This is a genomic window from Laspinema sp. D2d (assembly GCF_025370755.1).
Classification (GTDB): domain Bacteria; phylum Cyanobacteriota; class Cyanobacteriia; order Cyanobacteriales; family Laspinemataceae; genus Laspinema.
This window is the reverse complement of the sequence record NZ_JAMXFC010000055.1, coordinates 1-16,255: the sequence shown is the minus strand read 5'-3', so window position 1 is coordinate 16,255 and position 16,255 is coordinate 1. Positions and strand designations below refer to the sequence as shown.

Below are 16,255 nucleotides of genomic sequence, written 5' to 3'. Positions count from 1 at the left end.
AAACACAATGAAATGGTCTAGGGCGGGTTTATCAGCGGCGATCCTGGGGGTAGGGGCCGTAATTTTAGTCGCAAAGGCTCCCATTTCCCTGCCCCAAACCCAGGGAATCGAAGAACAGGCGATCGCGGCAATGGGTCGAGAGGTTTCGGTCGTCATTAATGGTCAAAATCCCGGTTCTGGGGTGATTATTGGCCGCAATGGCAATACTTACACCGTACTTACGGCCAAACACGCGATCGCCACCCCGGATGAGTACGCCATTCTCACAACTGATGCTCAAAGCTATCCCGTCGATTATCGCACGGTCAAAAAACTGCCCGGAGTGGATTTAGCAGTGGTGGAATTCACCAGTTCCAACCGCTACCGCGTTGCTCATTTTGGCAATTCTGATGACGCAATGGAAGGGGCGACGATTTATGTATCCGGTTGGCCTCATCCGGGACGAGTGATTACGGAACGGATTTATCAGGTGGCAAAAGGGACGATTTCCGGTCGTCCTCTCACGGCGTTAGAGGATGGGTATGGATTGATTTATACCAATATCACCCGTTCGGGGATGAGTGGTGGTCCTGTATTTGATAATCAGGGCCGGTTAATTGGGATTCACGGACGGGCGGAAGGGGAACCGATTTATAATCCGGATACCGGAGATACGGTGGATGTCAAATCCGGGTTTAATGTGGGGATTCCGATTAATACTTTTGTGAGTCTTGCCTCCGAAACCGGCATCAATTTACCGCGCTTAGGGGATAATTTTACCCCGGCCAGTGTGACTCTCCCGGCACATTCAGCCTTTGTCTTAGCAGTGGCCTTGGCCCCGGACAATCAGACGATCGCCAGTGGGAGTAAAGATGGTATTATCAAACTTTCCAATGGCACTACCGGCGAAGAAATCCGCACCCTCACTGGGCATCCCAAAGCGGTTACAGCCCTCACCTTTAGTCCCGATGGACAAACCTTAGTCAGTGGCGGTGAGGATGGGACCGTCAAACTTTGGAACCGGGAGACTGGGGAACTGGTGAAAAGTTTCCAAGGCGATCGCTCATTTGTGAGAGCAGTGGCTTTTAGTCCTGATGGTACTCTCCTGGCGTCTGGGAGTGCAGAAGAGATGGACATTAAACTTTGGAATCCCCAAACTGGAGAGTTAGTGCGTACCCTTACGGGACATCGGGACTATGTGAATGGACTGGCCTTTAGTCCTGATGGCAAAGTTCTCGTGAGTGGCAGTACGGATAAAACGATTAAACTCTGGAATCCTGAAGCGGGAGAAGCCCTCCAGACTCTCACGGGAAATGCCAACCGAATTACATCCGTTGCTACGTCTCCTTATGGTAACTTGCTCGCTTCCGCCAGTGCAGACGATGGACTCGTGAAAGTATGGAATCTTCGCACCGGGGAATTGCTACAGACTTTAACGGGTCATACGGGAACCGTTTATAGTATTGCCATTGACCCCTACGGCCATATTCTCGCTAGTGCCGGAAGTGATGGAACCATTCAGATTTGGAACCTCTATACAGGAAATCGGGTGCGAAATTTGGAAGTGAGAAATTCAGGGAGTGGTCCACTCAGTCCGGTATTTTCCCTGGCCTTTTCTAGGGATGGGCAAAGTCTGGTCAGTAGTGCACAAAATGGCACGGTTCAATTGTGGCAACTTCCTCAACCTTAACTACCGTTTAGCGTTCATTGAATCTCATGTTTCAGAACTGGTATTCTGGCATTTCCACTGTATTATTGAGCCTTACGATTGTAACGTTTTCTTCGGCATTGGCTCATCCCCAAACCGTTGATGAGCGAGTGATTGCGGCGATTGCCAAATCCATGACCGTCATTATTCAGGGTCAAAATCCCGGGTCGGGAATTATTATTGCCAAACAGGGAAACCATTACACCGTTTTAACCGCGAAACACGTTCTGGCGACGGAGGATGATTATCAAATTATTACCCCGGAAGGGACGGTATATCCTATCGATTATAATCAGGTCACTAAACTGCCCAATTTAGACCTAGCTTTGACCCAATTTACCAGTTCTGAATATTATCCCGTGGCGGTGAAGGGAAACTCCGATACGACGACAGAAGGAACCGGGGTTTATATTTCGGGATGGCCGCATCCCGGACAGGCCATTACCCAGCGCATCTTTCAAATGACCTCGGGAAAACTCTCGGGACGAGGGATGGGGGTGGCAGAAGAAGGATATGAATTAGTGTACACCAATGTGACGCGATCGGGCATGAGTGGCGGTCCAATTTTTGATGAAACTGGGTTACTCATTGGCATTCACGGACGAGCAGAAGGGGAACCGATTTATAATCCTGAAACTGGGGATACTATTGCGGTCAAATCGGGGTTTAATTTAGGGATTCCCCTGAATTTATTTTTAGAAAGTGCTACCGAAGTTGGGGTTAATTTACCCTATGCTCGATTTAATTTCTTTTCCGTGCAGGATTTGAAAATCGATAACGAGTTTTTCGTGACTTCGGCAGCGATCGCCCCGGATAATCAGACGGTGATTGCGGGGTATGGAGATGGGATAATTCGGGTCTGGGATTTGTCTACCGGGGAGTTAAAACAAACCTGGGATCAAGGCAGTCGCCATTACACTAAAAAAGTCCACATTACCCCCGATGGAAAATCTTTAGTTAGTCTACATCAAAGGGATACTGAACTGGATATTATTCAGGTTTGGGACTTAGAAACTGGGACAATTCAACGGAACTTTAATGGTAATTTCATCACGGCCATGAGTCCCGATGGTCAACTGATTGCCACGGGAAATCATGGCGAGAAGGAGATTAATTTATGGGAGGTACAAACCGGAACCCTCAAAACCGCGATCGCCTTCGAGGAGGACGTTACTGATATAGCCTTTAGTGCCGATGGTCAATGGATTGCGATCGCCAATGCGGATCACGGGAGAATTTTGAATTTATCCACCCAAGAACCCATTCAAACGGTTCAATATCCCCTCGATAGTCCGGCCAAACAAACGGTGCGCTGTGTGGCAATGAGTCCTGATGGAACAACTTTTGTCACAGCCTTAATGCCAAGAGCAATGAGTACCTATAGCAGCACACCGGGTCGAGTGATTGTGTGGGATATTAAAACCCGAGAAGTCCTTAAAGACTGGACGATTCCTAAAACTCATATTAAATTTAATTGTTCTTTATTTTTTGACTCTTCAGGACAACGATTAGTATTAGCTGGAGGGTCTGTTGAGGATGAAGAATCGGTTTTGATGTGGAATGTGCAAACCGGCAATCGACTATTTTTCCCCGAAGGGAAAACCGTGGCCGCCTTTAGTCCTGATGGTCAAATTTTTGTGACCGGAAGTTATGAAAAAGGGGGTTCAGGTGCCGGTGCTCAATTTTTGAGCATTTGGCGATCGCATCCTTAAATTCAATTCGCTTACAGAGGAAAACATGAGTCGCACTTTCAGTTTCAATTTCTATCCACCTACCGCAGCAATAGTCATTGCTGGGACGATGGGGATTTCTATGCCAGTGGCGATCGCTCAACTGAACCAGCAGCAGGTGTCAGCAATGGCAGAACAGGTAACCGTCCTGATTGAGGGACAAAATCCCGGGTCCGGGGTGATTATCGGCCAATCCGGGAATTCTTACTTTGTTCTGACGGCTAAACACGTTGTCGCTACACCGGATGAATATTACATTGTTACCCCGGATCAACAAAAGTACCCCCTTGATTATCAACGAATTAATAAGATACCGGATGCTGATTTAGCGGTAGTTCAGTTTACCAGCGATCGCAGCTATGACTTGGCAAAGATCGGAAATTCAGATCAAGTCAGTCAAGGGGATACTGTATATATTGCGGGATGGCCCCATCCTGGGGAAGCAATCACCGAACGGATTTTTCAACTCACAAGCGGGACGGTTTCAGGGCGATCACCCTCAGAAACTTCCGATGGGTATGAATTAGTTTATACAAACATTACCCGGTCGGGGATGAGTGGCGGTCCTGCATTTAACCAAAATGGGGAATTAATTGGCATTCATGGACAATCTGAGGGACAAAATATTTATAATCCTGATACGGGGGATATGGTATCTGTTAAGGCGGGATTTAATTTAGGAATTCCCTTAGCGACTTTTATACAATTGAACGAACCCAACCCTTTACCGCCTAATCCTAGCTTTGCTAAACCCCTGACCGATGCAGCAATACAGGCATTAGGAGAAAACCGCGTAGTTGATGCCGTTAGGTTATACAACCGGGCGACGGAAGTGAATCCGGAGTATTTAGAGGCAATATTTGGACTCGGACAGGCGTACTATGAATCCGGCGATCAAAACTTGGCATTGAGTCAGTTTCAAAAGGCGGTAGAATTAACTCGGGCTGAAATGGAACGACTCCGAACCCTGGGTACAGTGGAAATTCTAGCCTATAATAATCAAGTGAATGCAGAATTGGCTTTAGGGACCCTGTTGTTTACCTCCGGCGATCGCCTGGAGGGATTAAATCTGCTTGTAGGTCTTTTGCAATACAATAATCAAATGGTGAGAGACAAACTGTTTCAACCCGATTTTGCCAGTAGTCGCCTGCGCAATGATGCCGTTCCCCTACAGCAGTATGGTGAAAAAATCCTATCTACCACAGCGGGTAAATTACCTTTGGAATTCAATCAGGGACAGGTTCTCTACGAACTCGGACAAGTTCAGGCAGCAATTCCCTATTTTCAAAAACTTCTGGAGGGTTATACAAATGACCCCCGAGTGATGTTAGCCCTCGCGATCGCATTCCAGGAAACCGGCCAAAGCGATCGGGCCACTGTCTTACTACGAGAGATGCAAACGGAACAATCCCAGGATAGGGTGACGGGGGAACCGGCAGGATGGTTGGGCATTTTTTGGAGCGATCGCCTGATTGAAAAAGCTCGACCCCTTATTCCGCCTCAGACGTAAAAATCTCCAATGCATCTCAATTTCCCCGCCTTCCTTCTCACTAGCACTTAGTTTACTTATCCCCTTTAATAACTGTGATGATTCAACGTACTTTGACCCTCTTTTCTCTGTGGACTGCCGTCATTCTTCCCCTAGAATTAGCGGGGTTCACGCAACCGGCATCGTTACAACCCCTCCCCCAGTCGTCCCTCGCCCAGGTTCAAGTGACTCAAGCTGATATTGCCACCCTGACGCAGCAAGTTACGGTAGTCATCAACGGCCAAAATCCGGGTTCAGGAGTGCTAATTGGCAAGCAAGGGAATACCTATACGGTGTTAACTGCCAATCATGTGGTTGCTAGTCCTGATGAGTATCAAATTGTCACGGCAGATGGGATACAACATCCCCTAAATTATACCACTGTTCGGCGATTACCGAATTTAGATTTAGCTTTAGTTCAGTTTAGCAGTAGCGAATCCTATGCGATCGCCCAGATGGGAGATTCAGATATCGCTCAACCGGGGACTTCGGTGTATATTGCGGGATGGCCCCATCCAGGAATTGCCATTACAGAACGCAGCTTTCAAATGACTCCCGGTCAAATTTCCGGTCGATCGCAGTCGGGAACAGAGTCTGGATATGAGCTGGTTTATACTAATATCACGCGATCGGGCATGAGTGGCGGTCCGGTTTTAGATACCTTTGGTCGTCTGATTGGCATTCATGGACGTGCTGAGGGACAAGCAATTTATAATCCGGATACCGGAGATACGGTAGATATCAAATCCGGGTTTAATTTAGGCATTCCCCTAGATACGTTTATAGAATCCATTGAAGCGATGGATTTAACGGTTTTATCTACTAATCCTTCCTTTGCCTATCCCCTTTCCAAACAAGCCGATCGCCAGCTAATGGCTAACCAAATTCAACCTGCAATCGCCCAGTATCAAAGAGTTTTAGCCATAGATTCAAATTATCTTCCGGCGGTATTTGGCATGGGACAAGCCCAGTATGAAGCGGGAGACAGTTCAGAGGCGATCGCCCAATTTCAGAAAGCCATTAATTTAGCAACTGAGGCGATCGCGCAAGGTCAATCCAATCCTAACTCCTCTCCCCAACAGCAACTCTTTTTAGTCGAACTCAACGAGGTCAAAGGGAATGCCCAAGTTGCCCTCGCTAGTGCCTTATATGCGAGTGGTCAAGGCAAAACAGCCCTTTCCCTCGTTTTTGAACTCTTGAACAAGCCAGAAAATTGGCAGGGGAGAGCCACCTTATTGCAACCCAATTTTCCTTCTTCTCGCCTCCAATCTGATGCCCAAACGATTGCTACCGTAGGCCAAGAAATTGTCACCCAAGGGGTAGACTATTTACCCACCGAATTCAACCTGGCTCAAGCCCTTTATGACCGGGGTCAAGTGCAAGAGGCAATTCCTTATTTAGAAACTTTATTTCAAGAAAATCCCCAAGACGCCCCTCGAAAAATCGCATTAGCAGCCGCCTTGAATGCGACTGGAAATCGGGAAGAGGCAAACCGTTTAGTTTCTGAATTGCAATCGGAATATTCAGGGCAATTTCGAGAGGAAGACTTTGAGTTTTTGTTGATGGGACTCTGGAGTAATCGCTTGCGGGAAGATGTTACAGAAATTTTAGCTTACTATCGCCCCAGTGGCAGTCGTGCAACTTCGCCGGAATTTTCTAACAATACCCTGTTACATTCTGCGGAAGATGGCGATCGCGCTGATATTGAATTCCTCTCCCTCTCGCGCGATGGAAAAATCCTCGTCAGTACCAATGGTGAAGGTACGATCAACGTCTGGGACATTCAGAAAGGAACCGTTCGTCATACCTTCTCCTGGACAGGTAACAGCCGGGATGCGATCGCCCTGAGTCCCGATGGAAAGTTGCTCGCCGCAGGCATTTGGGACGATACCGATAATACCCCAAAAGTTCAACTGTGGGATACTCAAACCGGCGAAGTTGTGCGAACCCTCACTCACCCCGGCAGTGATGGAATTACCGCCGTTGCCTTCAGTCCCAACAGTCAAACCCTTGCCAGTAGTGCCGATAACATTATACTCTGGAATGCGGCTACCGGACAAGTGCTAAACACCCTGCGTGGAAACGCACCCTACTCCAGTTATTCCCTCGCCTTCAGTCCAGATGGTAACCGTCTTGCGAGCAGTAGTGTGGAACTGATCCAACTCTGGAATTCCAGCAGTGGCGAAGAGGTGAACCGCATCGAACTCTCCGGGGAACATATCGTCAATGGACTGATATTTAGTTCCCAGGGTAATCTCCTCCTCAGTCGAACCGATACCGGCATTCAGTTTTGGAATCCCTCAAACGGGAGTGCAGTCAGTCGCATTCCCCAAGGTCAAAAATACGCTTTGAGTCCTGATGGTGAAACGTTGGCGGTTTGTGCGGGAATGGAAATTTCCCTCGTTAATATTGCCTCCACCCAAGTGGTTCGGACCCTGCCATCACCCTCAAGTTGTTACCAACTGGTATTTTTACCTGATGGCAAAACCCTGGTCAGTGGCGGAGATGGCGGTAAAATTGAGCTATGGGATCTCAATACCCCAACCACTCGAAACCCCTCCCCGGTCCTTCCCCTACGAGGAGAGGGAGAATTAGGAACTTTGTTTAGGGCGGGAGGTGATCCGAGGTAAATATATAGCAGAGTAAAATTTTTTAATCTATCTGAGGTATAATTATTAGTCATGAGAGGGGAAGTGAAATCACAACTATTGGGTTTGACGGTTCTGTTCCTATCTTTGGGGGGGATAGGACTCACTCGGGCCGAAAATTCGACTCACCTCCAGCAATTGCGACAAACGAATCAATGTCCGAATTGTGATTTGAGTGGAGTCAATTTGTCTCAGGCTCAACTTAGGGGCGTGAATCTCACCGGAAGCAATCTCACCGGGGCCGATTTCAGCAATGCTGACTTAGAAAATAGTGACTTACGCGGGGCGAATCTCACTGGAGTTAATTTTAATGGAACCATTCTTTCCGGTGTTCGCCTCGATAGCACAACCCAAATCGATCGCAAATGGCGAATAGTCTGGGAAATCGTCTCTCAAGGGGCGCGGGGACGGGATATTTCCGGGGCAGACTTATCTCATGCCTATCTGCAAAATGTCAATTTTAGTGGGGCAAATTTGGCGGAGTCTAACTTAACTCAGGCTGAGTTAACTAACTGTAACTTAAATAGTGCGGATTTAAGCCGTGCTACGCTCACAGATACCAACTTAAACCGTGCTAATCTCACGAATGCTAACTTAAAAGGGGCAAATTTACGGAATGCTAATTTACAGGGTGCGGATCTAAGTGCGACGGACTTAAGGGATGCGGACTTGCGAGGGGCAGATTTAACGCGGGCTGATTTGCGAATGGATTCGGTTTGGGGATATACTCGTTTACATGGGGCTAATCTGGATGGGGTGAACGTCTGTGATGCCATGATGGATGATGGGCTGAAGGTGGAATTAAATTGTAGATAAGGTCATGGAGGGGCGATCGCCGCTATAACATGGAGAACAGAATCACAGAAATAGAATCCCCAACTCCGGGGGTACAGGATTGGTTAGAAACCGGGTTTTTTTACAAAATTTCTGCCAATCTCCGCCTCAGAAAAGGGCCAAAACCCCAGTTTCTTGTCCCGGGGATCTCATCCTCTCCCGATCCTCTAGTCCTGTTAACCCCAAGGTAGTCTCATGGAGTTCCCGTTCACTCGTCTCACGCTCATTCCCGCGATCGCCTTGCTGTCGGTCCCCGCATCTGGATTCTCTGCGCCTGCCTTGGTGCAAATCCCGTCGGTGAATCCTTCCGAACCTTCCAGCGAACTGCTTAATGATATTCCTCGCCTCCTGGAACAAGGAAGCGAGCAATTTCGCCAGGGAGACTTTCAAACCGCCTTACAAACCTATCAACAAGTCTTACAGCAACATTCTCTCCAAGGCGATCGCCTCCAGATGGCGGCTGCCATGACTCAAATTGGCGAAATTTATACTGCCCTGAGTGATTATACCAAAGCTCTCGAACAATTAGAAACCGCTTTAGCCATTCGCGAGGAATTGAACGATCGCCCAGGAGTGGGAGAAACCCTCAATCATATCGGCTTTGTGTACAGTCGCTTAGGAGACTATCCCCAAGCGCTACAACGGCATGAACAAGCGTTAGAAATTGCCCGAACCTTCAACAATCGCCCCATTGAAGGGGAAGCCTTACATCATATTGCCGCAGTGTATGCCGCAACGGGAGAGTATCAAAAAGCATTGCAATTGTATCAAGAAGCCCTGGTTATTCGGCAGGAAGTGGGGGATAAACGAGATGAAGGACGGACCCTGAATAATCTCGGGGGCGTGTATTATAGTCTGGGAGAAGCCCAACAAGCTTTAGACTTGTATGAACAAGCCCTGAAATTGCGAGAAGAAATTGGCGATCGCGCGGGAATGGCTCGTTTATTAAGTAATATCGGTTTATTATATAGACAATTCGGCCAAGGCGATCGGGCATTGTCTTACTATGAACAAGCCTTACCTATTTTAGAAGAAATTGGAGATAAATCAAGCTTAGGGAATACCTTAAATGGATTAGGGGTACTCTATGAAGAACGAGGAGAATATCAACAAGCCTTATCTATTTACAATCAATCTTTAGCCATTGCCGAAGAAATCGGCGATCGCCCCGGCATGAGTAAAACCCTCGATAATGTAGGAGGAATTTATTATAGCCTCGGTCAATATCCCCAAGCCCTGAGCTTTTATGAACAGTCTTTAAGCCTCCGTCAAAGCCTCGGCGATCGTCCGGGTATGGGAACCGTTTTGAATAATTTAGGCGGCCTTTATTACCGTTTAGGTGAATATTCCCAAGCCTTAGAAGTTTTACAACAAGCCTTAACCATTCGCCAAGAAATCGGGGATAAATCAGGAGAAAGCCGTAACCTTGATGCCCTTGCGATCGTTTATGAAAAGCTGGGTCAATATCCAGAAGCCTTAGATAACTATCAACAAGCTTTAGAAATTGCCAAGACTATTGGCGACCCCACCGCCGAAGCCAATGCCCTGGAACATATTGGTGGGGTTTACCTCAGTTTAGGACAAACTGAGCAAGCCTTAGAAGTTTTACAACAAGCCCTCCAAACCTTTCAACGCATTGGCGATCGCGTTGCCATCGGACGGACCCTTAATGGCATTGCTTCCGTCTATTATCGCCTCAAACAATATCCTCAAGCCCTGGAATTTCTCCAACAAAGTCTGAAAATTTTAAGAGAAACAGGAGACAAAGCCGGAGAAGCGATCGCCTGGGCTAACTTAGGAAGAATTTTCCAAGAACAAGAAGATATTCTTTTAGCCACTGCCTTTTATAAAAAAGCTGTCAATCTTAATGAATCTATCCGCCAAAACCTCCGCGTTTTGTCAATGGAACGGCAACAATCCTTTACCGAAACCGTAGCTGATACCTATCGTCATTTATCTGATTTGTTGCTCCGCCAAGACCGCATTTTAGAAGCACAACAAGTCCTAGATTTATTAAAAATCCAAGAACTGGATGAATACCTGCAAAATGTCCAAGGCAACGAACAAACCGCTTCCGGAGTCCAGTTTTTACCCGAAGAAGAAAAACTCGCCGAAGAATATCTGACCCTTCAAGAACAGGCGATCGAACTCGGGGAAGAATTAAGCCAACTCCAAACCATTCCTGAACCCGAACGCACCCCCGAACAGCAAGGGCGGATTGCTGAACTGGAACGCACCCTACAAACCCTGCGCCAAAAATTTGACCGTTTTCTCGAAAGTCCAGAAATCATCGAAATTGCCGCTGAAATTTCTCGCAAAACCCGGGGAGAAAACTTAGATTTAACCAATATAGCTCAATTGCAAGCGTCATTGCAACAGTTAAATCAAAATGCTGTTTTACTCTATCCCCTGATTTTAGAAGACCGGATCGAACTGATTTTAATTACTCCTAATAGTCCGCCATTACATCGGTCAGTTCCCGTCAACAAAGCCAATTTAAGTCGGGGAATTACAGAGTTTAGAACTGCCCTAACTGTTCCCTCAAAACGAGCTAATACTGACATTCCTAAAGTCGCAGCCAAACAGTTATATAATTGGTTAATAGAACCCTTTCAAAGTGAACTGGATCGTTTAGAAGTCGAGACGATTATTTATGCTCCTGATGGACTCTTACGTTATATTCCCTTAGCGGCTTTGTATGATGGAGAAAAATGGCTCGCCCAGCGGTATCAAATTAATAATATTACAGCGGCTTCTTTAACCAACTTCAATGTTGCACCCCCAGAAGAACTCAAAATTTTAGCCGGTGCATTTACCCAAGGAACTTATAGCGTTGAAGTGGGAACGCGACAATTAGCATTTTCTGGGTTACCTTTTGCCGGAAAAGAAGTAGAAAATTTGGCCGCTACCATTCCCGGAACCATGAAACTCATTGATTTGGACTTTAATCGTAGCGCTACGACTTCAGGAATCAGCGATCGCAATGTCATTCATTTAGCCACTCACGCCGCCTTTGTCACGGGTCAACCGGAAGATTCATTTATCATGTTAGGCGATGGCGATCGCATCACCTTACGCGACTTAGAAAACTGGTCCTTACCCAACGTTGATTTAATTGTTCTTAGTGCCTGTCAAACCGCAATGGGAGGACAAATGGGGAACGGAACAGAAATTTTAGGATTTGGTTATCAAATGCAAAAAGTCGGTGCAAAAGCCGCAGTCGCGTCCTTATGGTCCGTCGATGATGGCGGAACTCAAGCCTTGATGACCGCTTTTTATAATAGCTTAAAAACGGGACAAAACAAAACTGCCGCCCTTCAAATGGCTCAACTTGCTTTACTAGAAAGCGATTATAATCACCCCTATTATTGGGCTTCTTTCATTTTAATTGGTAACGGATTTTAAGGAGATTTAATTATGAAAACTCTTACCCAAAAAGGATTGATTCCCCCAACCCCCCTTAATAACGCCCATCAGCTTTGTAGAATTATCCAACTCGTGTAAGTCCTGAAAGTGTCGGCTTTTACAGACAGAATGATGCCCTGAATCGGTATAATCAACCCAAAATTAGGTCTATAAACCCGGGTTTTATCCTAATGCTTGAACAGGAAACCCATGCTTTAGGTCGGATGTATATTACAATAGCTGAATCAGGCTGTAACCCGAGAGAATTATATGACAACTGCCCTAGAAACTTGGACTCACAATACGATCGCTGTGAATGGAATCACCCTGCATTACGTCACCCAAGGGGAAGGACCCTTGATGCTAATGCTTCACGGCTTTCCCGAATTTTGGTATTCTTGGCGACATCAAATACCCGAATTTGCCCAAGATTATAAAGTCGTTGGGGTGGATATGCGCGGGTACAACGACAGCGATAAACCTCAAGATTTATCAGCCTATCAAATCCAAGAATTAATCAAAGATATTGAGGGAATCGTCACCGGATTGGGATATGAAAGCTGTGTCTTAGTGGGTCATGATTGGGGAGGGGCGATCGCCTGGTATTTTGCCTATAGTTATCCCCAATTAGTAGAAAAACTCATCGTCCTCAATATTCCCCATCCCGCCAAATTTGCAGAAGCACTCCGCAGCAACCCCCAGCAAATCCTCAGAAGTTACTATGCCTTTTTCTTTCAGCTTCCCCTTGTCCCCGAGTTGCTCTTTCAATTTAATGATTATGAGGCCATTGAAACAGCCTTTCAAAGTATGGTAGTCAATAAAAATACCTTTTCCCCGGCGGATATAACCGCTTATAAAAACGCCGCAGCCAAACGGGGTGCACTGACTGCCATGCTCAACTATTACCGCAAAACCTTATGGGAATTAATCTTTGACAAAGAGTGGAACGTCTTAGAAGTACCCACCCTAATGATTTGGGGAGAAAATGATACCGCCTTGGGGAAAGAATTAACTTACGGGACTGAATCTTATGTTCGGAATTTACAGATTCGTTATATTCCCAATTGCAGCCATTGGGTACAACAAGAACAACCGGAACGGGTGAATCAGTATATGCGGGAATTTTTATCCGAAAGCGTGGAAAAATAACAAAGGGGTAGGGGAAAGTACAAGAACTGCCCCTACCTCATTGGAAGACCGATTTAAAAGGGCATAGGCATCAATTGTAAGGTTCCAAGATTGATATCTTTCGGGGAGAGCGATCGCACCTCAAACAACGCCAACATATCCTTTTGTTGAGGATTGCCACGGCTGGCCCCCGTCAACCCCATTGCAATCACCAACCCACAATATCCCTTGGTTTTCTTACAGCGGCCATCCCACTTTTTACGCGCCTCAACGTGAACTGGGTCCTCTTCCATAAACTCCCCAAACAGAAAGAGTTCACCATTTTCAGTTTTTAAAATGCCCAAATCAAAGCGATTACCGCCGAGGGGGTCTTCACCAGGATTAAAACCTATTCCCGTTACTCCCCCAGCTTTTTTTAACGTTTCAATCATCGCTTTAGCCTTGGGTCGAGAGGTTTGAATTAAGATAATGGGCAACCCATCGCCGCTGGTATGAACTTGAGCGGATTGATAATAAGGTGCTGAATCCTCTAAGTCTTTCAAAACTGCCCAAGGAATCACCCCGAGACTGAGAAAGGAGTTCGGGGGCACCAAATCATCCCGTAACAAAGGTTCATCATCCTCTTCCTCATCATCCTCATCATCCTCGTCGTTTCTGGCACTCACACTCATTTCAAAGAGTTTAGCAGCCAGTTCCGGCATGGTGCTCACCGTCACTGCCACATTTTCGGGACCCTGGCGATCGCCCCCTGGAGGAACCGGAATTTGATAACTGTGACTTAAATTGGGGAACTTCCCACCTGTCAGCTTGCGGCGAACACTGCGGAAGAACCGCGCAAACGCATCCAGGGCCAGAATCGTCAGCAGGGCCTCCTCATCATAGAGAATCGCTCGCATTCCTTCTAAGGGATGAAGATTGCCAAACGTCGGCTTAATCTCGCTGGGGGGGAGGTTCGAGAGGTCGATATCGTCATCTTCCTCCGCGCTTTCAAAGGTAATAAACAGGCAATCTTGGGATAAAAAGGCTTCTTCTAACCGTTCCGGCGATTCATTGGCAATCACCCGCTTTCTAAACTGAGTCAGGGAGTCCAGAGAGCGATATAAGAGAATGCCGTAATCCAATCCCAGCATACCCATGACACAGGCATACAGGTTTCCCATATCGAACCCTTCCAGTTCAATCGAGATAATTTGATGATCCGCTAGACATTCCCAGGGACCCGCCTGCCAGACTTCATAGGCTTTTTCTTCTAAACTCTCCACATATTGGGGGGGTAACAGAGGCGGTTTGCGATCGACCACATCCTGAAACCCTCGAAACAGTTCATCAATCAGAGGAAGGTCGGGCACATACTCAATGGAAATGCCGAGGTCTTGAAGGACACCCCGAAGAAAAAACTGGATTTCCCGGTCCTTGACTACAATTTTCTGGGGCCGCCCGGGTAACGCTGGACTGTGAGGGTGTTCCATTGCTCTGAGCAAGGTACGGACCACCGCTTCGGGACCTGTATCGGGGGAGACTACATCCATCGAGCGGACGATTCCTTGGGACCCATCCACCCACATAATGCAGTCCCCGCCATTTTCTGAATCATAATCCGATAAAGCCGAGGAGCCTATGGGCAGAGGTTCAGACATCGGACGGCGATCGCCTTCCCAGACCGATGGAATTTGCTGGAGTTTTTGTAAACGACGAAAGGTAGAGCGGTTTAAACCTGCCATAAACAATTCAGTATAAGGTGTACGCTACAGAGGGTTAAAATAGCCAGTTAACAGGTCAATCAGTGAATCTAAATCAATTTAAAACGAGCTTGAATTCCCTCATCCCCTCCCAGTCAAGATATTGATCCGTGATTTCTCTCCTGGTTAGGGAAGAAGTGCGGAGGAGAATTAAGGGGGAAAGATCCATTTGATGGTTACTTTTATTCAACAACTGACTAGGACTCAAGACCATTTAAAACCATTTAAAACAACAATAAAAACTCCCTGAATGTCTGAATCCCTTACAGAAATTGGGTGGGAGTTGTGGAGGAAGTCAGGACTCGGCATTCTTGATGAATTCACACCCCATTGAGAACCGTTTCAAGCTTGTTATAAACCGGCTGATTTTGTCTGTTTCATCCTTGATCATTTCTCAGGTGTGTACTCGGATGGCTACTCTATCCCTAGGTTCCCCTACTGCCCTGCTGCATTCCTCGCTACAATGAACTTAGAAGAGACTAAAGCCCTCTCAGTATAGAACAGCAGCACAGACAACAGCATAGCTAGAACAGCCCAGTTAGAACCGGAATAAGGAGACCAGTAAACGAATGACACAAGCAACAGAGCCTCAACAACGCGGAATTATCGTCACCGATTCTGCCATGAAGCACATTAAGTCCCTGCGGAGCCAACAAGGGGGCGAAGACCTTTGTCTAAGAGTTGGCGTGCGCGGGGGTGGCTGCTCAGGGATGTCCTACACAATGGATTTTGAACAGATCGAGAATATTCAACCCAGTGATGAAGTCTTCGAGTATGAAGAAGGCTTCAAGGTGGTTTGCGATCCTAAGAGCCTGCTTTATATCTATGGCATGGCCCTTGACTACAGCAATGCCCTGATCGGTGGTGGGTTCCAATTCACCAACCCCAACGCCACTCAAACCTGTGGCTGTGGCAAATCATTTTCTGCCTAACTGGCACCTCCCCATTTTAACTTCTTTTGCAATCGCCACCGTTCCTCCTGATTCTCCTAGACTCTAAGGACCCAGGTCAGCCTTCTGACCTGGGTTTACTATTTTGGGGCTTCAGTAGTCTCCTTGTCAAAGGAAGAATCAACCCATCTCCCCAATCCTCCCCATCCTCCCCATCCTCCCCATCCCCCCCATCCCCCCCATCTCCCCCATCCTTATAAGGATAGGTTTTTTACGTTCAGGGTGATTCTCCGGTCCCCTCCCCTTGGCAAGGGGAGGGTTAGGGTGGGGTTCCCTCTTAGCGATTCCCTACGGGATAGCTCCGCTTACCCCCATGTCACGCACTCTCATGAGGCAATTCCATAAGGGATAGCTCCGCTTACCGCGCCTGTATAGAGGCTGGGTCCAACCTCTTTTTACGAGCAAGGGGGATCGCCCTTGCTCGTGGACCCCACCCTAACCCTCCCCTTGCCAAGGGGAGGGGACCGGAAGTAAAAAACCTACTTTTATAAGTCCCCCCCATCTCCCCCATCCTCCCCATCCTCCCCATCCTTACAGATATATGTTTTTAACCCCTAACAAGTATTGAGGGGTAAAGTGAGCGGATGTAGAGGTAAGGGGTCTGGG

At 47.2% G+C, this 16,255-nt stretch carries 9 protein-coding genes; 8 read left to right on the top strand and 1 reads right to left on the bottom strand.

From position 1 onward, the window contains the following. The first annotated feature begins 7 nt into the window (after positions 1-7). The 7 genes from NG796_RS24520 (at position 8) to NG796_RS24490 (ending at position 12,981) form a co-directional block, all read left to right on the top strand. Positions 8-1,669 carry a trypsin-like peptidase domain-containing protein gene (locus tag NG796_RS24520; RefSeq protein WP_261209917.1) on the top strand — a complete coding sequence of 554 codons (1,662 nt, stop codon included), beginning with the start codon at positions 8-10 and terminating at the stop codon, positions 1,667-1,669. A gap of 26 nt (positions 1,670-1,695) precedes the next feature. Beyond that, positions 1,696-3,399: a trypsin-like peptidase domain-containing protein gene (locus tag NG796_RS24515; RefSeq protein ID WP_261209915.1), complete on the top strand. Its 1,704-nt coding sequence runs from the start codon at positions 1,696-1,698 to the stop codon at positions 3,397-3,399. A gap of 25 nt (positions 3,400-3,424) precedes the next feature. Then, entirely contained in the window at positions 3,425-4,927 is a 1,503-nt protein-coding gene (locus NG796_RS24510) for a serine protease (protein ID WP_261209913.1), read from the top strand. A 77-nt stretch (positions 4,928-5,004) separates the two neighbouring features. After that, positions 5,005-7,575 carry a trypsin-like peptidase domain-containing protein gene (locus NG796_RS24505; RefSeq protein WP_261209911.1) on the top strand — a complete coding sequence of 857 codons (2,571 nt, stop codon included), beginning with the start codon at positions 5,005-5,007 and terminating at the stop codon, positions 7,573-7,575. A gap of 63 nt (positions 7,576-7,638) precedes the next feature. Beyond that, entirely contained in the window at positions 7,639-8,409 is a 771-nt protein-coding gene (locus NG796_RS24500) for a pentapeptide repeat-containing protein (RefSeq protein ID WP_261209909.1), read from the top strand. Between the two features lie 213 nt (positions 8,410-8,622). Beyond that, positions 8,623-11,832 carry a CHAT domain-containing protein gene (locus tag NG796_RS24495; RefSeq protein WP_261209907.1) on the top strand — a complete coding sequence of 1,070 codons (3,210 nt, stop codon included), beginning with the start codon at positions 8,623-8,625 and terminating at the stop codon, positions 11,830-11,832. A 270-nt stretch (positions 11,833-12,102) separates the two neighbouring features. Continuing rightward, positions 12,103-12,981 carry an alpha/beta fold hydrolase gene (locus NG796_RS24490; protein WP_261209905.1) on the top strand — a complete coding sequence of 293 codons (879 nt, stop codon included), beginning with the start codon at positions 12,103-12,105 and terminating at the stop codon, positions 12,979-12,981. Positions 12,982-13,034: 53 nt separating this feature from the next. Here NG796_RS24490 and NG796_RS24485 read toward each other — a convergent pair whose 3' ends face one another. Continuing rightward, positions 13,035-14,681, bottom strand: coding sequence for a DUF6930 domain-containing protein (locus NG796_RS24485; protein ID WP_261209903.1), 1,647 nt, complete (start codon positions 14,679-14,681; stop codon positions 13,035-13,037). Positions 14,682-15,268: 587 nt separating this feature from the next. Between NG796_RS24485 and NG796_RS24480 the strand changes: the two genes are divergently transcribed. Then, a complete protein-coding gene (locus NG796_RS24480; RefSeq protein ID WP_261209901.1) occupies positions 15,269-15,631 on the top strand; it encodes a HesB/IscA family protein in 363 nt (120 codons plus the stop codon). The last annotated feature ends 624 nt before the right edge of the window (positions 15,632-16,255 follow it).